General features: G+C 36.7%; 14 protein-coding genes and 1 pseudogene. 7 read left to right on the plus strand and 8 right to left on the minus strand.

What is annotated here, in order from left to right:
* Positions 1–87: 87 nt before the first annotated feature.
* From JKA74_RS07205 to JKA74_RS07225, 5 genes are all read right to left on the minus strand, one after another.
* Positions 88–1,449 (minus strand): GntP family permease, encoded by a 1,362-nt coding sequence (locus tag JKA74_RS07205; protein WP_201430486.1) that lies wholly within the window; start codon positions 1,447–1,449, stop codon positions 88–90.
* A complete protein-coding gene (gndA, locus tag JKA74_RS07210; protein ID WP_236587588.1) occupies positions 1,446–3,350 on the minus strand; it encodes an NADP-dependent phosphogluconate dehydrogenase in 1,905 nt (634 codons plus the stop codon). Before gndA ends, JKA74_RS07205 begins: the two co-directional genes overlap by 4 nt.
* A gap of 112 nt (positions 3,351–3,462) precedes the next feature.
* Positions 3,463–6,081, minus strand: a complete 2,619-nt coding sequence (locus JKA74_RS07215) for an ATP-binding protein (protein ID WP_201430487.1) — start codon at positions 6,079–6,081, stop codon at positions 3,463–3,465.
* Positions 6,082–6,349: 268 nt separating this feature from the next.
* Positions 6,350–8,767 (minus strand): GumC family protein, encoded by a 2,418-nt coding sequence (locus tag JKA74_RS07220; protein ID WP_201430488.1) that lies wholly within the window; start codon positions 8,765–8,767, stop codon positions 6,350–6,352.
* Between the two features lie 10 nt (positions 8,768–8,777).
* On the minus strand, positions 8,778–9,569 hold the full coding sequence (locus tag JKA74_RS07225) for a polysaccharide biosynthesis/export family protein (protein WP_201430489.1): 792 nt from the start codon (positions 9,567–9,569) through the stop codon (positions 8,778–8,780).
* 277 nt (positions 9,570–9,846) lie between these two features.
* On the opposite strand from JKA74_RS07225, the gene JKA74_RS07230 reads away from it, so the two are divergent.
* Both JKA74_RS07230 and JKA74_RS07235 read left to right on the plus strand, forming a co-directional pair.
* A complete protein-coding gene (locus JKA74_RS07230; protein ID WP_201430490.1) occupies positions 9,847–14,484 on the plus strand; it encodes a T9SS type A sorting domain-containing protein in 4,638 nt (1,545 codons plus the stop codon).
* A gap of 16 nt (positions 14,485–14,500) precedes the next feature.
* A complete protein-coding gene (locus JKA74_RS07235; RefSeq protein WP_201430491.1) occupies positions 14,501–14,695 on the plus strand; it encodes a hypothetical protein in 195 nt (64 codons plus the stop codon).
* Between the two features lie 469 nt (positions 14,696–15,164).
* Here the strand turns inward: JKA74_RS07235 and JKA74_RS07240 are convergent, their stop codons facing one another.
* The gene (locus JKA74_RS07240) at positions 15,165–16,397 is read right to left on the minus strand and encodes a nucleoside recognition domain-containing protein (RefSeq protein ID WP_201430492.1); all 1,233 of its coding nucleotides are present in this window, start codon (positions 16,395–16,397) and stop codon (positions 15,165–15,167) included.
* Between the two features lie 297 nt (positions 16,398–16,694).
* On the opposite strand from JKA74_RS07240, the gene JKA74_RS07245 reads away from it, so the two are divergent.
* Together JKA74_RS07245 and JKA74_RS07250 are read left to right on the plus strand one after the other, a co-directional pair.
* Positions 16,695–17,420 carry a helix-turn-helix transcriptional regulator gene (locus tag JKA74_RS07245; protein WP_201430493.1) on the plus strand — a complete coding sequence of 242 codons (726 nt, stop codon included), beginning with the start codon at positions 16,695–16,697 and terminating at the stop codon, positions 17,418–17,420.
* A 39-nt stretch (positions 17,421–17,459) separates the two neighbouring features.
* Positions 17,460–17,924, plus strand: a pseudogene (locus JKA74_RS07250) (GyrI-like domain-containing protein).
* A 145-nt stretch (positions 17,925–18,069) separates the two neighbouring features.
* Here the strand turns inward: JKA74_RS07250 and JKA74_RS07255 are convergent.
* The gene (locus tag JKA74_RS07255) at positions 18,070–18,306 is read right to left on the minus strand and encodes a hypothetical protein (RefSeq protein ID WP_201430494.1); all 237 of its coding nucleotides are present in this window, start codon (positions 18,304–18,306) and stop codon (positions 18,070–18,072) included.
* 48 nt (positions 18,307–18,354) lie between these two features.
* Positions 18,355–18,675: a tetratricopeptide repeat protein gene (locus tag JKA74_RS07260; RefSeq protein ID WP_201430495.1), complete on the minus strand. Its 321-nt coding sequence runs from the start codon at positions 18,673–18,675 to the stop codon at positions 18,355–18,357.
* 129 nt (positions 18,676–18,804) lie between these two features.
* Here JKA74_RS07260 and JKA74_RS07265 point away from each other — a divergent pair, with 129 nt between their 5' ends.
* The 3 genes from JKA74_RS07265 to JKA74_RS07275 are packed head-to-tail and all read left to right on the plus strand — an operon-like array spanning position 18,805 to position 21,171.
* Positions 18,805–19,542 carry an electron transfer flavoprotein subunit beta/FixA family protein gene (locus tag JKA74_RS07265; protein WP_201430496.1) on the plus strand — a complete coding sequence of 246 codons (738 nt, stop codon included), beginning with the start codon at positions 18,805–18,807 and terminating at the stop codon, positions 19,540–19,542.
* 47 nt (positions 19,543–19,589) lie between these two features.
* Complete coding sequence (locus tag JKA74_RS07270) at positions 19,590–20,546, plus strand: electron transfer flavoprotein subunit alpha/FixB family protein (protein ID WP_201430497.1); 957 nt, start codon at positions 19,590–19,592, stop codon at positions 20,544–20,546.
* A 13-nt stretch (positions 20,547–20,559) separates the two neighbouring features.
* Positions 20,560–21,171 (plus strand): bifunctional nuclease domain-containing protein, encoded by a 612-nt coding sequence (locus JKA74_RS07275; RefSeq protein ID WP_201430498.1) that lies wholly within the window; start codon positions 20,560–20,562, stop codon positions 21,169–21,171.
* The last annotated feature ends 182 nt before the right edge of the window (positions 21,172–21,353 follow it).

The raw sequence follows: 21,353 nt of genomic DNA on the forward strand, positions 1-21,353 counted from the left end.
TTTGAGATTATTTTGATAATAACTGTCAGAGGGTTAATAACTAAACTGATGAAAAAATAGAATCTGGTAATTCTAACTTTTTTATTTTTAATAAATGGAATAAAGCAGATAAATTATAAAAACAAGTAAAAATCCCGATATTGATAGGATCCCCGTCATTATTGTCCATGTTTTAAAGGTTTCTTTTTCACTTATGCCCAACAACTCCTTTACCAGCCAAAACCCACTGTCATTTACGTGCGACATAAATGTTCCACCCGCTGCAATGGCAATTACTATGCACGCTAGTTCAAAATTCCCTGTACCTCCCGTGATTAAAGGAGACACCAAACCAGCTGCTGTAATCATGGCGACTGTTGCCGAACCTTGAATTACCCTAACCAATAAAGCCACTATAAATGCAAAAACCAAAACAGGAAAGCCTATACCAGCCAATGAACTGGCCAGCATTTCACCTGCTCCTGTATTGACCAATACTTGCTTAAATACACCTCCGGCACCTGTTATCAAAATGATCATTCCTGCCGGTCCCATTGACTTAGTAGTAATATCCAACAATTCTTTCTTAGAGAAACCTAACCTTATCCCTAATACATACCAGGCAATAATGTTTGCTATAATTAAGGCTGAAAATGGATGTCCAAACAAGTTCAAAACCAGAATTAAACCTGAGTTCTCAATGGATAGGAGCCCACTCTTAACAAATGTGCTTAATAAAATTAGAATAATAGGAATTGCTATAATTGCCAGAATGGTATATACGCCAGGTATTTTTTTTCCTGCCTTAAGCCCATTATCCTCAACTTCTATTGTAACAGGTGGCGCTTCGATAAATATTTTATTGCCAATGTATTTGCCATAAAATAATCCGCCCAGAACAACAGTTGGAAAACCTATGATGGCTCCAATTACTATCACCCAACCTAAATCAGCACCAATGATATCTGCCACTGCAATAGGCCCGGGGGTTGGAGGCATAAAAGCATGCGTTACTGCCAAACCCGCCAATAGTGGAAGTGCGAATATCAATAATGATTTTTTGGTCTGTCTTTGTAAAGCATAAATCATCGGAACCAGCAGTATAAATCCTACTTCAAAAAACACAGGAATGGCGATGATGAATCCGGCCACTGCCATTGCAGCAGGAGCCCTGCTTACACTGAACTTTTTTAATAGGAAATTAGCGACAATCCTTGCTCCTCCAGAATGTTCCAGTATTGCTCCAAACATGGCACCTAAACCCACAACAGTTGCTACAAACCCCAATGTATTGGCCATTCCCTCATGAATGGTGTCCATTATGGCAAGAGGTTCAAGACCTGCTAAAACCCCCACAACAATGCTGGAAATCAACAATGCTGGAAAAGCATGAAGTTTTAATTTTAGAATTAAGAAAAGTAAGACAAGAATGCCAGCCAGAACAGCTACTAAAAGAGTATATTCGATCATAGATTTGCCTTTTTCCAGTGAGTATGATGGAATTCCCCGGATTCATCATCTGTTCTTTGATAAGTATGTGCACCAAAATAATCACGCTGTGCCTGGATTAAATTGGCAGGTGATTCGGATAATGTAATTGCATTCAAATAATTAATGGCTTCACTTAAACAAGGTATAGGGATACTGTTTTTAATACATTCTGGCACAGTTTCGGATAGAGCCGGTTTCAATTCTTTTACAGACTCTAGGATGTTTTTATCGTAAAACAAATTTTCATTTTTTTCTAAAACATTCACTAGCTCTTCCATCAGTGTGGAGCGAATAATACAACCATTGGTCCATATTCGGGCTATTTCACTTAAATTGAGTTGCCAATTGTAGGCTTTGGAAGCTTCGTTTAACAATTTAAATCCTTGTGCGTGATTTATGATACGGGCCAATTGATAGGCTTTTAAAATTTCCCCACTATTCAGTTGTAAGGAATTACTTTCATGGGAAAACAGGGGATTCAACTTTAGTCGTTCTTCTTTAAAAGATGAAATGTACCTGGCAAATAAAGAGCTGGCTATCATGGTGTTAGGAATGCCCAATTCAGCTGCGGCAATGGTAGTCCAATTGCCTGTTCCTTTATTTTCCGCTTTGTCAAGTATTTTGTTGATCAACCATTCTCCATTTTCTTTTTTCTTAAGGATTTCAATCGTTATTTCAAGTAAATAGCTGTCCATGACATTTTCTCTTTGTAGAAGCATCTTAGCTATCTCATCAGGATTTTTTCCTGTAGATTTGAAAATCTGGTATATTTCAGTCAGTAATTGCATTTCTGCATACTCAATACCATTATGAATCATTTTAGTGAAATGGCCACTTCCTGATGAGCCAATGTAGGTACAACAAGGCTTACCCTTTTTGTCTTTGGCAGCAATAGTTTCAAGAAATGGCTTTATCATTTTATAAGCTTTTTCTTCTCCACCTGGCATAATGGATGGTCCGGTCAAGGCGCCCTCTTCCCCACCTGAAATACCTGCTCCAATAAAAAATACAGTTTTTTCTGCAAGAAATGCTTCCCTTCTTGCTGTATCTTTATAGTGAGAGTTGCCTCCATCTATTATTATATCATTTTCGGAAAGAAAAGGCAGTAAATCATCAATAACGGCATCAACAGCTTTTCCTGCATTTACCATCAGCATTATTTTTCTGGGTTTCTGAAGGGAGTCGATAAAAGACTTAAGGTCATCAAATGCCAGAATTTCTTTCAATTCCTCAAATTCATTTTTAAAATCCCTTGCTATATTTTCCTCAGTGCCTGGTACATGTCTGTTGTAGACTGAAATATCGAAACCTTTTGCTACAAGGTTTCTGCTGAGGCTTTTACCCATTACTCCCAGGCCAATCAACCCAAAATCCGATTTTTTCAATATTTCTGCTGTAAGCATTTCAACTATTTCTTCAGGTGGTTTTTCAATGTTGATGGTGATAGCGTCCACTGGAATTTCCAGGGAGTCAAGTTGCGACTGAAGCAATGATGGAGGCATATAATGACCTTTCCTTGATTCCAGTCTATTGACAATTAACTCATAAGAACCTGTTAAAAATATCCATTTTACATCATTTTCAATATTGGTCTTCAGTAAATCTCTGTACTTTTCCTTTAAAGCAGAACATCCAATAATACAACCTTTTATTTCCTGCTGTTCCTTTGCAAGTGTATTAAGGCTTTTTAACCAACCCAATCGATCATTGTCATTAAGGGGATGACCACTGGTCATTTTTTCAATATTCTCCTTCGGGTGAAAAGCATCTCCATCAAAATAAGGAATGGAAAGCCTTTCTGATAAAAGTGTCCCGATAGTGGTTTTGCCCACACCTGAAACTCCCATGATAAAAATAATTTCTTTACGCTTGATATTCATTATTTGATTGTCAAAACTAAATTTAACAATTTCCCTTGAAAATTGGCAGAACAGTATGATTTTGATAAATAAGGATCACTGGTCCTCATCTCCCTAATAACGCAATTAACTTTTAGGATGTTGGTTTGTCGGATGCAGGCTTATCAAATAAAGGAAATTCCAGATGGAAAATGCTGCCTTCCTTATCGCTGCTTTCCAACCTAATATAACCATTTAGCTTGTTGACTACTTTTTTTACCAAATAGAGGCCTAATCCATTTCCTTTGGATATATGAGAAGATTTTTCGAACATTTCAAAGATATTTTCCTGTAGTTCGGCAGGTATGCCATGCCCGTTATCACTTACAGTTAAATGAAGATGTTCTTTTTCTAGCCACAAATCGATATTTATAACAATAGTTTCATTGTAGTTGAACGTTATACTATTCTCTATCAAATTATGGAGACAGATTTCCAAAAAGGTGGTATAAAAGCATATCTGTTTAGGAGCACTGTTTTTCACCTTGAATTTCAACTTTTTATGAATATGTTCTGTCGTAAATTTCTCAACAGTGAATTTTAAAAATTCATCAAGATGGATGGGATCAGGATCAGGCAATTCCTGATAATCACTTAGAAAGCTTACTGATTGCAGTTTTCTGACCATTTTATCTAATTTTTTGGCAGTAACATCCACATTGTCAAAAATACTGGCAACAGATGGATCTGTAGTAGTAAGTCGGGAGACTTCCACCAGTCCCATCATTGTAGTGAGAGGTCCTCTGAAATCGTGTGATGCTCTATAAAAGAATTTATCCAATTCAGTATGAGCTCGTTGTAAGGCGGTTGTTCGTTCAATTACCTTTTTCTCTAAAAGCGCATTCATTTCATTGATAAACTGGTTAGAAGCTTGAAGTTCTTCTGATTGTGTGAGTATTTCTTCCTGCTTTTCCTGTATTTCTTTGTTAAGTTTCTTTAATTTCTCATTATTCCTGGTTTTAACCTGTAGATAACGGTAAATGATATAACTTAAAAGTAGGAGTAATAGAATACCAATGCTTAGTCCAATAAGTAGATTATTTTGGGACTGGATTTTTTTGTTGTTTAATGCAATGGTTTTTGCATTATTATCCATTTGAAGAGTTAGCAAATCCAATTCCTTTTCTTTGTTTTTTAAATCATAGCTGGTTTCCAATGCAGCCAATTGTAATTCCTTTTCTTTGATAAATAACTCATCCTGTAGGTTCATCGCTTTTTGCAAATAGCTGTTGGCCTGAGGATAGTTGTTGGTCTGGGTATAAAATGCTGCCTGGCTTTTATAAATTTTCAGTAGTAATGATTTATCTGAAAGGGTTTCAGCATTCTTTTCACCCATTTCAAGATAAAAATGGGCGGAATCCTGAATATTGTTTTTCCTAAAGAACTCTCCCAGGGCATATTCTCCTTCAGTTTTCCCCAAAGTATTCCCTAATTTTTTATCAACCTGATACGTTTCTCTGTAAAGTACAAGTGCATTTTGATTTTGGCCTTTCTTTTCAAGCACAATAGCTTTATTAAATTTAGAGGCAGCTAAGGATTTCATATTTCCAGTTTTGGAGAAATAATGGATAGCTCTATCAAAATGAATCAAAGCCGAATCATTTTGTTTCATGTTCAGGTATAAGGATCCAAAGGCATTGTGTGTATCTCCCAGGGAAATATAATTTTTGATCTGTCTGGATATTTTAATTGATTTAGAGAGGTAATTGCGTGCCCTGTCATTTAAGTTCTCCAGGTGTAAAATCCACCCTAGTTCGTAATAGATTTTTTGGATTTCATTTAAGTTTTCATTCTCTTCAAAATATTCCAGGGCCTCAAATAAATAAGTGAATGCTTCATTATAATCTGATAAATAGGAGTAAAGGGAGCCGGTCATCATTTTGGTAGTGGCAATTCCAAATTGATAAGATAATCTTTCGTAGAGTTTACGAGCCATAATTAAATATTGCATGCTTTCATCATAATTACTGATACTCATGGCATTTTCTGCAAGTATTAAATAGGCTTTTCCTTCATCCATTAAATCTCCTGAACTTTGATAAAAAGGGATTAAGTACTTTATAATGGAATCGGATTTTGTATAGTCGGCTGTTTGAGAATAATATTTTCCTTTTAGGTTCAATATCTTGAGTGCATGTGAATCTGAGGTTTTTCCGGAGAAATCTCTTTCTATTATTTTAATAATTGAATCAGCTTTTTGTGAACGACCTATCTCAAGCGTAGCACTTAATTGAGACAATAATAAATTAACTTTATTACTGTCACCTTCCATCAGGAGTGGATATTGTGTATCTACAAGTTCTATTATTTTAAAATAGTATGACTTTTTTCCTAAAGCTGCTGATTTTAATGTGAGATAGATGGATGAGTATAGATTATGTTTGAGGGCTATTTGATAGGCAGAATCATAATAAATTTCAGCACTGTCATATTCCGAATTGGAGTAAAATGAAATGCCATATTGAGCAATGGCTTCTGTGATTAAGTAGGGTGAATTAGTTTTTTTTGACAAAAAATATGCTTTTTCAGCACTTTCTGAGGCTTTTTGTATATCCTTATGCCAGCTGGACTCAGCTTGTTGAATATAATAAAGTATAGAGTCGTTTAAGGTTTGGGGAGGATTTTGAGCCATTATTCCCCATGAAACCATTATTAAAATGGCAGAAAGGAAAATAATTCTTATTGAAAAGCTATGTAAATCCCTTTCTCTCAAAATATTAGGTTAAAATTCGCCATATTATTGAACCATATTAATTCTCTAATATGCCTAAATATTTAAATAAAAAAGAAAAGTTGTTATTATAATTTATAGACTATTCGATGAACAAGCCTTCATGAAGTTTAATCAGCACATAATTAATGTTGATTTTAGTGGAAGAAAGATTACCAAACTTATATGAATGTTAATACAGAGGTTAGCCTACTTGTACAACAAAGTAAAAATATAATTTTGGTCAGTAAAGCATTAGGCTTCATTTTACTTAGCTCTCATGATAATACCCATAGCCGTCTTTCTTTTTTCCGTACCCATAACCATACCCATATCCGTATCCATAACCATATCCGTACCCATAACCATAGCCCGGGCCGGCTTTTTTAATATCGTTGAAAAGGATACTCATATTTTTGATTTTCCCTTTTTCATACAATTCATTGGCTGCCAGCACAGCTTCTTTAGGTGTATAATCCTGACGAACAAGAAAGAGGGTATGGTCTGCAAATTTAGAAAGCACAAAAGCGTCAGTTACCAAAGCAATAGGAGGGGAATCAATGATAATAAAATCATATGTATCAAATGCTTTGCTAAAGGCAGTTTTCATTATATCTCTCATCAATAACTCACTTGGATTGGGTGGTATAGGGCCGCCACTCAACAAATCAAGATTTTCAACTTCAGTACTTTGCACTAGTTCTGCCAGAGTGCCCTGACCTGATAATAAATTACTTAAACCATATTCATTGTGTAATTTAAAATCATCAAAAATCTTAGGTCTTCTCATATCGGCACCAATGAGCAAGGTTTTTTTACCTGACAAGGCCAAAACTGTAGCAAGGTTTATAGTCGTGAAGGTTTTCCCTTCCCCGGAAATAGAACTAGTCACCAGGAATATTTTTTTCTCTTTCCCTTCAGTATAAAAATTCAGGTTGGAACGAAGTGCTCGGAAAGATTCTGCTACAGCCGAACGAGGTTTTTGATAAACCACCAAATTATTTTCTGTTTTCTTATGTCCAATTCCTCCGATAACAGGAATCTGACTAATCTTTTCTATATCTTCCTTGGACTGAATTTTATTATTGAAAAGTTCAAGCAAAATAAAGAATGCAATAGGAAGTATTAATCCTACAGCCAGGAAAATCATGTAGTTTTGTGAGGTTTTAGGTGTGATAGGCCCGCCAGAAAGTTTGGGTGGGTTCACTGTTCTAATATCGCTGGTAGTGGAAGCTTTGGAAATAGCAGCTTCAGCTCTTTTTTGCATCAGGAAATTATACAACCCTTCCCGGAAAGAATAACTTCTTTTAATGTTGATGAAATCCTGCTGCAAACCTGGAAGTAATTTTAATTGCGATTCCATTAACCTTTTTTGTTGATTAATAGATTGTTGCATGATTGCCCTGGTTTCTTCCAGAGTGATAATACTACTTAAAATATTGTCCCTTAAAGTAGCAAGCTCTCTTCTCTTTTCCTGCAGAATTGGATTTTCTTGTTTGTTCTTTCCCTGGAATTGCTTGATTTCTATATGTAACTTAAGAAGTTTGGTAATCATTTCAGTGATCACGGGGTCTTCAATCCCCACACTTGAAGGTGTAACTACTTGCTCTATTTCACTTTGTGGATTATTTAAGAATTTACGAAGATATTCGTAATATTTTTCCTGCACTTTGTATTGTACCGCAGACTCCTCTATGTTTTCCAGTTTTTCATAAATGCGAAGTGCTTCTCCATCCAGGTTGGCCACCACATTTTTTTCCTTAAACCGCATCAATTGGTTTTCATAAAACTGTAAGGTGTCAGCTATGGAGGCTAATTGTTCATCTATAAACTGGATTGTTTGTAAGGCTGTCTGATTTTTTCTTTCAATATCCAATTCCTGGTATTTTTCAATAAATTTAAACAGGAAATCAATTTCCTTTCTAGGTTCTGCCCCGTTAAGACGTAAATTCAACACAGAGGAACCTTGTTCCGCCCAGTTGGCAGTCAATTTATTTTGATAGGTATTTGTTACATTCTCAGGATCAGTAAACCTGATAACATAGTACTTGTTAATGTCACCTTCAGGAAGTAACCCCTCTTTCACAAACTTTACTTGATGCCCATTAATGGGTACCCATTGATTGTAGGTATAAGTTGCAGGTTTCCCGGTTTTTTGTTGATCTACCGGGTTTAATTGATTCAAAAGAAACTCTTTCTGGTTGATGAAGGTAATTCCCACACTTTTCCCATACGGAAGTGTACTTTGTTTTTCAGGTAATATATTTACCGGAAAATTGGGGTTGTAATATTCAGTACTTTTGATATCCCCTTCACGATAATAGGCTATTTCAAATCCCAACTCATCTATTACACTTTTAATGAGAGGATAAGATTTGATCACATACATTTCGTTGAAATAATTTCTGTATGGATTTGCGATGGCATTATTGTACAGGAATTTGGCGCCCACTTCTTCCTGATTTTCTTTAATCATAATTGAAGCACTTACCGGGTAAATCCTGGTGGTATACCTGTTGATGAGATAGGCAACTGATAAAGACAGTAATGACATGATAACGATTACATACCAAAACCTGATTATTTTGTATAGTACACGCTTAAAATCAATGGCCGTGCCACCGGAAGTGTTTTGCCCTGCAGATGGGTCTGCAAAATCTGAGCTATATGGGTTGAATTGATTATCCAATGGGAAGTTCTTAATTGTTAATGATATTTGCGATCAGTAAAATAGCAGAAACAGAAGACAATAATAATCCTAAGTTTTGTCCGTAATACCTTCTGATAGGTCTTTGCTGCAATGGAGGTACTATAATAATGTCATTTTGGTAGACATAAAACTTATCAGATGAAAGAAAATCTTCTTCCAATAAATCCACATAAAACACCTCTGCAGTATTTCCTTTTTGCCTGATGATTTTCACATTTCTTCTATCTGCCAGTTCAGATAACCCTCCGGCCATGGCAATCGCTTCCATAAAGGTGGTGCGGGTGTTTTGGGTAGAAACAGAACCTTCTCCGTTTACCTCACCTAAAATCGAAAATCTAAAATTAAGTAAACGTACTTTCACAACCGGGTCTTCTACATAATTACTTGCTATAGATTGAAGCGTATCCTGCACCTCAAATACGGTCATGCCTTGCACCCTTACTTTTCCCACCACGGGAAAGACAATTTCACCTTGAGGGTCCACTAATTCACCTCTCAGGCCAATTAGGCCAGCAGCACCTCCGCCACCTACATTACCCATACCGAAATCCTTAAAGATGTCGTAGGTTTCGTCTGTCAGGCTTTTGAACTGTACAGATAAAATATCTTGAGGCTGGATACGGTAATCATCAAAAAATAATGGGTACTCGCGTAAAACAGTATCTGTTGGATGTTTCTTGTGCAAATCGTCTTTTTGTAGATATACCAGTCTTTTATTGCCCACACAGGCACTAAATAAGAAGGCTACGAAAAAGAAAAGGAATATTTTTCTTAAATACATATAAAATTATAACAAACCACAAAAGTAGGGATATCCAACACCTTAAACCACAAATGTGACAAAAATTTAGTGAAGAATGAAATGCTATTCTTCTTAAAGGAGCCAAAAAACATTAAATAATTCTCCTGTTTTTCGATAGAATGTAATATTTAGTAGTTTATTATTTAAGATTAGGATAATATTGTGAGTAGCTTTGTTAATTGATTTACTGTGTTCCATAACGTGTGGTTAGCATAAGTGATATTAATATTTGATAGGGCTTTATAGTTTGAAACTTATGAAAAGATTTTTACTGATAGTTATATTCTTCGGGTATTTAGGGGTAGATGTATTTGCTAGTAACTTTGTTGCAGTTCAAAATGGAGCTTGGGCAGATGGTGCTACTTGGGGTAATGCATCTCCGGGAACAGTTAACATTGATTTTCCTGGTGAAGGAGATGATGTGTATACAAATGGATTTATTGTTACCACTTCTTCAACTCAAAATTGTAGGGATTTATTTATTCAATATGATGTTGCGGGAGGATTAACATTTTCCAGTGGTTTGATGATAGTGGGAGGAAGTATAATTGGATGGGATGGAGCTGAATTTGGATTTCCTACTGCTATTACCGCTAATGTGTTGTCCGGAACTAGTCAATTTAGATTTACAGGAACTGGTATTGGGTTATCGGATGATGCTTCTCTTTGGATTTTTAATAATGAAGTGATAGCTTATTGGAATAATAATGCACCCATTTCTACTGCACAAGCACTTTTTGGAATAGGGAATAATGGTACAATAGATTCAAATGGTTTTGACAATTCGGTAATACAGTTTAATAATTTAACAGTAATTTCAGGTACATTGAGTATCTCCGGAAGCGTATCTGCTCTGGAAGTGGGTAATAATTTTGTTGTTCAAACAAATGGCACTGTACTATCTAATGTTCCGGTTTATGGTGTTTCAGGGAGTTCTTCTTTGCTTAACACCTTAAATATCAATGGAATTCTTGAAATGAGAACATCAGGCGCATATGTAAATTCAAACAATTTCACTTTGGGAAGTGCATCTGTTTTTTCAACTGCTTTTAATGGAGCGGATCAAACTCAAGGGTGGTGGTTTCAATCGAGCGCGCCATCAGCTTTTAATATGAATACAGGGTCTACAGTAATTTATTCAGCAAATTCCAGTCAGGATATTTGGGCAACAACTTATTCAAATCTGGAAATAAGGTCCGGGGGAAGCAGTGTTAATAAAACACTTACCGGTGCGGGTAATTTAGTGATTGGCGGTGAGTTCTTAATAAGTCAAAATTCAGTTACTTTCATTTCAGAAAATACTAATCCCATTACATTTCAAGGTGACGTAACAAACAACGGAACCTGGACAACTACTCAAAGAATTGATTTTCTGGGCACTGCTGACCAAGCCATTAGTGGCAATAATTCCATTACATTTGGAGAAGAAGTTCGTATAAATAAAACTTCTGGTACAGTTTCAATGAATTTAGTTGATCAAACTATCAATTCCGATTTAAGAATTATAAGTGGTACATTTGCACCTTTAGCAAGAACGGTTTTATTAAGTGGTAATATCATTAATGATGGTACTATTCAGGCTACAACCAATGGTACAGGTGGTTTTATATTCAATGGAACAACAGTGATATCCGGTGCGGGAACCACTCAATTTAGAAATTTAACTATTGATAATGGAGCTACTTTAACAGCTAGTGCTGATATACCTATCTCGATAACAACTAATTTTACCAATAACGGAACTTTTAATAACAATTCAGGCACTTTGGCTTTTGAGGGGACAGGTACTAAATCAATAGGGGGGAGTAGTGCAACCACCTTATTCAATGTGAATGTAACTGGTGGAACTGCCCAGGTAACGGGTGCGGATATAAGATTGGCCAACATTCTCACCCTGTCAAGTGGTACCACTTTTGATGCGGATGGTAGTGGTTCAGGTGTTTTTACCTTACTTTCTTCCAGTACCAGGGATGCCGCTATTGCTACTATTCCTGCTGATGCTACATTTAGTGGCAACATTACTGTACAGAGAGCTATCTATACAGTAAATGGGGATAATAAAGGTTTCCATATCATTGGTTTTCCTGCCTCTAATGTAAGTGTAGCTGATTTGCAAAATGAACTCGCAATTACAGGGGTTTTCACAGGAAGTAGTACAGGTACCGGTTTCGATACAAACCCTTCATTGTACGCCTATGATGAAAATGCGGGAGCCTCACTGACATTAAACGAAAGGTACGTAGCTTTCCCGAGCTCAAGCAATACGGAAACATTTACGGTGGGAGAGGGATATCATTTGTACACCTACCCAGGAGCAGCACCGGTTACAGTGGATGGCAGGGGTGTGTTGCATACGGGTAATTTTAGCCAGGCCTTAACTTTCACCGGCACAGATCCTGATGCAGGTTGGAATTCAATTGCTAACCCTTATCCTGCTCCAACTGATTGGTCGCAATGGGTAAACTCTGGTATAGAAGCTTCCACCGCACACATCTACAATACATCGACCGGGGCATATATAGCCTATGATGGTTCCGGTGAGCAACTCATACCACAGGGTCAGGGATTTTTTGTGAGGGCTACTTCAGGAGGTGGCTCAGTTTCTGCTACTGAGGCTACAAAAGTAACAGGTTCCACACCAACTTACTATAGACAGAGTACTCCTTTAGAGCGTTTCGAAATTGTATTGCTCAAGGATACAATAGAAGATATTGGAATAGTTGCCTTCAATGAAAATGCCACTGATAGCTATGAAGCTACTTACGATGCTACCAGACTACTGAATACTTTTGAAACTCTTTCTACGCTTTCTTCTGATGGCAGAAAACTTAAAGTGAACAGATTAGGAAAATCTTCAGAAGAGAATAGTTGCTCCAGATCAATATATCTTAGTCTTGAACAAATGGTGAATGAAAAAGATTATCAATTAATATTTAGGGATATTGATCATTTACCAGGCTATTCTTTCAAATTGATTGACCATTTTCTTGGTGAATCTACAATCGTTGAAAATGGGAAGGCTATTACATTCAATGTTACAAGTGATGCGGCATCCAAAGGTAGTACCAGATTCGAGTTAGTTTTAGAAACCAACCAACCCCAGGCTGTTTCAGTAGCAGATGTAACTACTTGTTTTGAATCATCAGCTACTTTTGAAATTGAACAAACAGAAAGTTTTGCCACTTATTATATTTATAAGGGGATAGAGTTGCTCAATACATTGGAAGGGACAGGAGCAAGTGTTTCAGCAGAAATAGCAGCGGATTATCTTAGTTCAGGAGATAATGAATTAACGATAAAAGCCTCCAATTCAGGTTGTGATACCTTGGAAGTAGCAAGTTTCAATGCTTTTATGGATTCATCACTTGATCTTAATAGGGCTGTGAGTGGTTCTTCAGTTTGTAGTGGGGTGGAAATGGCTCCTTACTCGGTAGCTACAGAAGTGGGAGTGAGCTATTATTTAACCAATAGCACAGATACATTAGCTATTTTGGAAGGTAACGGTGGTGTTATTGATGGAACAATAACCGTTAGTTTATTAAGTGCCGGAACCAATACTATTAGCATATTAGCTCAGAAAGAGGGATGTGAAAGTGGAACATTAACAAGTGAAATAGAAATTATAGTTGATGATTTGGCTATCGACCAATCTATCGCCTACTTTGGATCCACAATTTGTGAGAATAGTGAAGCATCTTTTTCTATTAATACTCAAAATGGAATTACTTATGAAATATATGATGGTACCAAAAAAGTACTCACATTAAATGGAAATGGAGAAACCATCGCTAGTGCTATACCGAGGGATTTCTTAGGTATAGGAGAAAATAGCTTTACAATAAAAGCCAATTATGGTGAATGTGAGGAATTTACATTTACTGAGGCCTTAGTTATCAATATTCAGAAGAGCATCAATACTGCCTTAAATGTGAGTGCGGAAGATATTTGTTCTGGTGGAACAGCACAAATAGTTATTTCCAATACGGAGATTGATAATACTTACTGGTTAATTCAGCAGTCAGATACTTTATCAGGTAAATCGGGTACAACTTCAGGTGAATTAACTTTTGAGGTAGGTGCAGAGTTGTTATCTATAGGTGAAAATCAATTAGAAATTGGAATTTCCAATGAACTGTGTGGTGCATTTACATCTGATCAGTCGATAAATATTTCAGTTTATGAACAAGCAAATATTTATGGCCTGGAAAATTCCATAATTTGTAAAGGAGAGTCTTTGGCTATTGAGGTTCAAAGCAATTTCACATTAAGTAATTACCAATTAACGGTGAATGATGAGGTGGTTCATGAAAATTCTACTGGACTGTTTAATATATCTCCTGAGGAATCGACTACTTATGAGGTGAAAGGTATCTCCAGTAATGGTTGTACATCCAATGTCCTTGGTTTTTCCGTAACTGTAGAAGATTTGGCAACGCCTGAGATTGAGGTTTCCGGAAACATCCTACAGTCATCAGTTGAGGCCAATTCTTACCAATGGTATAAAAATGGTGAGTTACTTTCTGGAGAAAATAATTCTATATTAATAGTAAACGAAAGTGGAAATTATTCCGTAGAAATTTCTAATGGGGTGTGTACAAAAATAAGTGAGAGTTACATTTTTGAGGAAGAAGTTCTTTCAAATGCAGAGAAACTAGAGGCTATTTTAAATATTTATCCGAACCCTGTTGAGAAGGATTTAACGATAGAATTTGCGGATAAGGAATTGAATCAATTGAAAATAGCTATATTTACATTATCTGGCCAATTTATTAATGAACATAAAGTGAAGAGGTCAGGTGAAAAAGTTGATATGAGTGGGTTAAAAAGAGGAACTTATCTTATACAGATAATTACTGAGAAGGGAACCTTGACCCAGAGGGTTATTAAGAAATAATATAGGGAACAATAGTATGAATAAGTTATTTGGGAAAACATTTCTGATCGCACTTTGTGTGATAGGTTTTACCGTTACAGGAAATGCTCAACCGGGGCCGCCCCCACCTCCGGATGAAAATCCTGTACCCATTACAGGAATTGAATTTTTGATTGCTGCAGGAGCAGCTTTCGGAGCCAAGAAAGTATATGATAAAAGAAAAGCTAAATAGGCTTTGGAATAGAAGGTTTATAAGTAGGATCCGGTCATTCAAATGACCGGATTTTTTAATGTGGTTCCAGACCGTTAGATGGATCACTAATTCTTTGTTTCTCAGCCGTGTTTCGTGTCTCACGAAACACCTAAATTTCTACTTAGAATCGAAATTTTTTGCGCCTGTTTTCCACAAATGCTTTGGAATAATAGGTATGTATCCCGCTCGTTTTTGGGGACACAAAACGAGGGCAAACAGAGAGGGAATTGGCTATTCTTGGCCAGGACGATTCCAAACCGTCCGATTGGACCCCAAACAAAACCCGAAAACGAAAGCCAACAGATTACTTTACATCAATCCGTTAACACGGAATAAAATGTTCGAAATAACCAGTGGAAGCAAAGCCCGGTGCTGACCTATGGTCTGACCTAGTTATTTGATTTCAAACACACATCCCGGCTCAGAGGAGCGACATGCTCTCCATGTATTAATAAAAGAACATATAACTAATTAATATGGAGGCAATAATTCCTACTGCATCAGCAATTAGCCCACAGGTAACAGCATAACGGGTATGCTTAATATTAACTGCCCCAAAATAAACTGCCAATACATAAAAGGTAGTTTCAGTAGAGCCTTGCATTACACTTACTAATCGACCCACAAAAGAATCTGCTCCGTAGGTTTCCATTGCGTCCACCATCATTCCCCTGGCCCCACTGCCACTCAGGGGCTTCATTAAGGCTGTTGGTATAGAGGGCACGAAATCCGTATTGACACCCAGAAAACCGAAAAAGCTTTCGAGACCTGCTTTTACCAGTTCCATTGCACCGGAAGCCCTGAACACCCCAATAGCAATCAGGATGGCTACCAAATAAGGTATTATGGTAACAGCATATTTAAAGCCTTCTTTCGCTCCTTCAATAAAAGATTCATATACATTTACTTTCTTTCGATAGGCCATTATAATGAATGAAACAATAATGGCAAAAATGATAAAATTGGCTATGGCTGAGGATATGGGCCCCACTTCCGATTGGCTCAAACTTGTAAAATACCAAATGACACCTGCAATCATTAAACTCACCAATCCCAGTGACAATAAAATCTGTTTATTAAAGAAATTGATTCTTTGAATAAATCCAACTGCTAAAAGTCCGGCCAATGTAGAGAAGAAAGTAGTGAGTAGAATGGGTATAAAAATATCTGAGGGATCAGCTGCGCCCAACTGTGCCCGATAAACCATGATGCTAATAGGAATAATTGTTAAGCCGGAAGTATTTAAAACCAAAAACATAATCTGGGCATTACTGGCTGTATCTTTTTGTGGATTTAGTTCCTGCAGGCTATGCATAGCTTTTATTCCCAGTGGGGTAGCAGCATTGTCCAGCCCCAACATATTGGCAGAAATGTTCATTAACATGGCTCCCATGGCAGGGTGGTTCTTAGGTACTTCAGGAAATAATTTTGAAAACAAAGGTGAAGTAATACGGGACAGCACAGCTACCATACCACCTTTTTCTCCAATTTTCATAATGCCCAACCACAAGGTCATTACTCCTGTGAGGCCCAGGGATATTTCAAAACCGGTTTTTGCCATATCAAAAGTGGCTTGGGTCAATGCAGGAAATATTTCCATATCTCCCATGAATATCCACTTGACCAAAGCAAACACAAAAGCGATGAGGAAGAAAGCAATCCAAATATAGTTTAAAACCATACCCGCAATTAATAACTAAAATTAAGATTTTACAATCCGAGGACTATGATTATTTTCGCAGCACATTATTTATCAGGTGGACTTTACCGTTTAGGATTACAGCTTTTCAGGTATTATTGTGTTTTATTTCCTCTTTACTGAAACTGTTGCTGACAAACATGAAATTATTGTTCAAGGTGACTAAAGGCAAGAAATAATTGTAAAAGGTCCCCATCGTTTTTAATGAGATTTTTTAGTATTTTGAAATTCTAAATAAAAAATGTTGCATTCTGGTAATTGAGGAAATATTAGATAAAGATGGAAAAGGATAAACCCAGACTTGCCCGCTTAACAGCGATACTTACACATTTGCAATCCAGGAGAATTGTAACTGCCAGGGAAATGGCAGAAAAGTATAGTGTGAGTATCAGAACTGTTTATAGGGATATCCGGACTTTGGAAAACTCAGGGATTCCTATCGTTACCGAAGAGGGAAAAGGTTATTCTATTCTGGAAGGCTATAAGCTGCCACCTGTTATGTTCACTGAGGAAGAAGCAAATGCCTTAATAACAGCTGAACATATCATTAATAAAAATAAGGATCAGTCTCTGGTAGAGCAGTATAAAAGTGCAATTACGAAGCTTAAATCAGTTTTAAAACATTCTCAAAAGGAGAAAACAGAACTATTGGAAGAGCGAATCCAAATCCGGAATAACATTGAAAATGAAAGAACAAGTAACTATTTAAGCAAACTTCAATCGGCTATAACCAACTATAGCATTCTTGAAGTAGATTATTTGTCACTGGAAAACCAAAGAAGTCAGAGAAGCATTGAGCCATTTGCCCTTTATTCCACTCAGGATAATTGGATTTTAATTGCTTTCTGTAGATTGAGAAATGAATTTAGGGCATTCCGCTTGGATTGCTTTCAAAATATCCAAATCACAAATCATCAGTTCGAACCCCATAAAATTTCCCTTCAAGAGTACTTCAAACTATGTCTTGAAAAAAGTAGAGTTACCCCTGACATACCTTTGACATAAGGAGCATTTACTTTTGCCTTACATATAAAACATAGAAAAATGCAGACAGAGAAAATTGATGCTTTCAAAATTATTGGTATCTCAGTAAGAACCACTAACCAGAACGGACAATCAGGTAAGGACATTGGAGAGCTTTGGGATAAATTCATGACTGAGAATATAGTGGGAAAGATCCCAAATAAAATTGACCAGACAGTTTATTCGATTTATACAAATTATGAGGGAGATCATACCATGCCTTATGATTGTATATTAGGTTGTAAAGTGAGTTCATTAAAAACTATTCCTGACGGGTTAATAGTGTAAGCATTTGACGGAGGCTTGTATACAAAATATATTTCCAAAGGTGACCTCACAAAAGGGGCAGTATTTGAAACCTGGACTGAAATATGGAATTCTGATTTAAACAGAGCATATACAGCAGATTTTGAGGTGTACGGAGAAAGAGCACAGGATTCCAACAATGCTGAGGTAGATATTTATATTGCTTTAAAGGGTGAGTGATTTATAGTAGCTTCACTTTTATTGAGAAAATAGAAATTTACTAAAAATAGTGTCCTATTATTTTAAATTTTGATTGGGTAGAAAAATGCATAAAGATATAACGGCAGCATGGAAATACCGGCTGTCGTTCTTTTAAACAGTATCATTAAAACTCCACAATTTCTCCCCAATCAGCATGCATTTCATCAAAACGCTTCATGACTTTTTGTAAAAAAACATCTGAAATCAATTCTTTCAGTGCGTTGGTACCTTCCACTTCATATTCATCTACTTTATAAGTTTGTTCGTAAAGTCCCAATTCAAATTTCACAAGGTATTTTTCATTCCACTGAAAAAGTGTGATTTTACAATGGTTATTCGGTATTTCTCCTATTATGCGCATAATTTTTTCGTAAAGTTATTTTTTACTGGAAATGAGAGGCATACTTTATCATTCCTCAAACTGAAAATTAGTATAAGCATTTTTTAATTCCTTTAAAGCATGATGCTCATTTAACTGTTGTGCCATTTCAATTCCTTTCTGATAAATTTTATCTGCTTTCTCTCTGTCAAAATGTTCAGCATACAGAGAGGCGGCATGATAGTAAGAGCCAATATAATCCTCATATTTCTCAAGCAATTCATCAAAAAACAATTTTGCTTTTTCAGGCTTTTCTTCCTTGTATTCTGTGGCTAAAGCATATAATAAGAAAGGATCATTTGGCGATTCTTTTCTAAATTGTTCCAATTGAGCAATCCGTTCTTTATTCATTCCGCAATTCAATTTTTATTTTTTTTAATATTACTTAACTTCGGGCATCGATATGAGTTATTAATCTAACATCATTGCCAGATATTCATGTCAAACCTTACAATAAACTTTTAAAACATAGAGTAATATATGAAAATATTAGTTTGCATAACACACGTGCCGGACACAACTGCAAAGATTGCTTTTACGGACAACAATAAAAAATTTGATGCCAATGGAGTACAGTTTATCATTGGGCCGTATGACGATTATGCCCTGGCAAGAGCAGTAGAACTAAAAGAATCAAGTGGTGGTACTTTAACAGTATTGAACATTGGGACTTCAGAAACAGAACCTACTATTAGAAAAGCTTTGGCCATTGGTGCCGATGATGCCATTCGCATCAATGCTGAACCAACCGATTCCTTGTTCGTTGCAAAACAAATAGCAGTCCATGCCAAGGAGGCCAATTATGACCTCATCATGATGGGACGTGAGTCTATCGATTTTAATGGTGGAATGGTACATGGCATGGTTGGAGAATTATTGGGGATTCCTGCAATTTCTCCTGTAATGAAATTAGATATTGAAGGCGATAAAGCTACAATGGCTCGTGAGATTGAAGGTGGAAAGGAATATTTGGAGCTTTCCCTGCCGTTTATAGCAGGATGCCAGGAGCCTATTGCAGAATGGAAAATTCCTAACATGAGAGGTATCATGTCTGCAAGGTCTAAAAAATTAGAAGTAATCGAGCCTGTAAGTGCCGATGTTGCAGGCCAGTTGGAGCAATATGAATTACCACCTGCAAAAGGAGCCGTAAAAATGATTGATGCCGATAATGTGGAAGAATTGGTGAAATTATTAAAAAATGAGGCCAAGGTTATATAATTAATCAGGTTGAATAGGAATTATTTCAAAAAATTAAATAAAAAGAGATGTCAATATTAGTTTTTATAGAGCACGCTGAAGGTGCCGTCAAAAAGTCCTCTTTAGAGGCAGTTTCATATGCGGCAGCCATGGAAGGAGATGTTACAGCCATTGCCATTGGTTCAATTGCTGAAGATGCGTTAAAAAGTGCAGGAAAGGCAGGAGCTTCCAAAGTTTTACATGTTACGGATGAGAAATTGGAAAAAGGCATTATTCAGGCTTATGCTAACGTGATTAGCCAGGCGATGGAAAAAATAGGTGCTAATATTTTAGTGTTGGCCAAATCATCCTTGGGTGATCCTGTTGCTGCAAGAGTTTCAGCCAAGTTAGATGCCGGCTTTGTCTCCAACATAGTGGATTTACCTGATACATCTTCCGGTTTCCAGGTGAAGAGGAGTATTTATACAGGTAAGGCATTTGCCAATGTTAACATTACCACCGAGAAGAAAATTTTAGGTATCAAGAAAAATGCAGTTGAATTGAAAGAAGATGGTGCCGATGCATCTGTTGAGAAATTTGCTGCCAACCTTTCTGATGCAGATTTCAATGTTAAAATTACATCGCAGGATAAAGCTACAGGAGAGGTCTTATTACCTGAAGCAGAAATTGTAGTTTCCGGAGGAAGAGGTATGAAAGGCCCTGAAAACTGGGGAATGATTGAAGAATTGGCCAAAACATTAGGTGCTGCCACAGGTTGTTCCAAACCGGTTTCTGATATGGGCTGGAGACCTCACCATGAGCACGTAGGACAAACAGGTGTAAAAGTGTCACCTCAATTATATGTAGCAGTAGGAATTTCCGGGGCCATTCAACATTTGGCAGGAGTAAACTCTTCCAAAAATATTCTCGTAATTAACAAAGATGCGGAAGCCCCATTTTTTTCGGCCGCAGATTATGGAATAGTAGGAGATGCATTTGAAGTAGTTCCTAAATTAACTGCAGCACTGAAAGCTGCACAAAATTAATAGTGTAAGCAAAGTGGAGAAAATTAAATTAGAAATACTAGGCTTATCATCCAGTCAGTCTCAATCGGGATCTTTTGCATTAGTTTTGGGCGAGTCTGATGGCAATAGGAGACTTCCTATTATTATAGGGATGTTTGAAGCGCAGGCTATTGCCATAGAAATAGAAAAAATCGTCCCTAACAGGCCTATGACGCATGATCTCTTTAAGTCCTTTGCAAAAAGCTTTGGATATGCAGTGAAGGAAATAGTTATTTCCGATTTAAAGGAGGGGGTCTTTTTTGCTAAAATAGTATGCGATAATGGCCAGGGAGTAATTGAAATTGATTCGAGGCCTTCTGATGCCATTGCTATTGGTATACGTTTTGATGCACCCATTTTCACTTATGAAAAGATAATGTCTGAAGCGGGCATCATCCTTACTGATGAGGCACCCGAAGGAGATATTTCAGAGTTAAAAAGACCTATTAGTAAAGAAGAACCATCCTCCTCCGGTAAATCAAAACAAAATGATGAACTGAAGGATTTGTCAATGGATAAGTTAAATGATTTACTGGATAAGACCATTAAAGCTGAAGACTATGAAATGGCAGCCAAAATCCGAGATGAAATTAATAGGAGGAACTAAATTTTTTTTCATACAAAATAGTAAAAGCCGATTCATTGAATCGGCTTTTTTATTGGAAAGGATGCAATCCTTAAAATTCGTCAGAATACCATTCCTGCAAATCCGAAGAATATACTAACTTTGAATTTTAATGCAGAGAGCCAAGTCAGGAAAAGAACTGGAATAGGTATGGGATTTCCACA

It is taken from the genome of Marivirga aurantiaca, assembly GCF_016679925.1.
Classification (GTDB): Bacteria; Bacteroidota; Bacteroidia; order Cytophagales; family Cyclobacteriaceae; genus Marivirga; species Marivirga aurantiaca.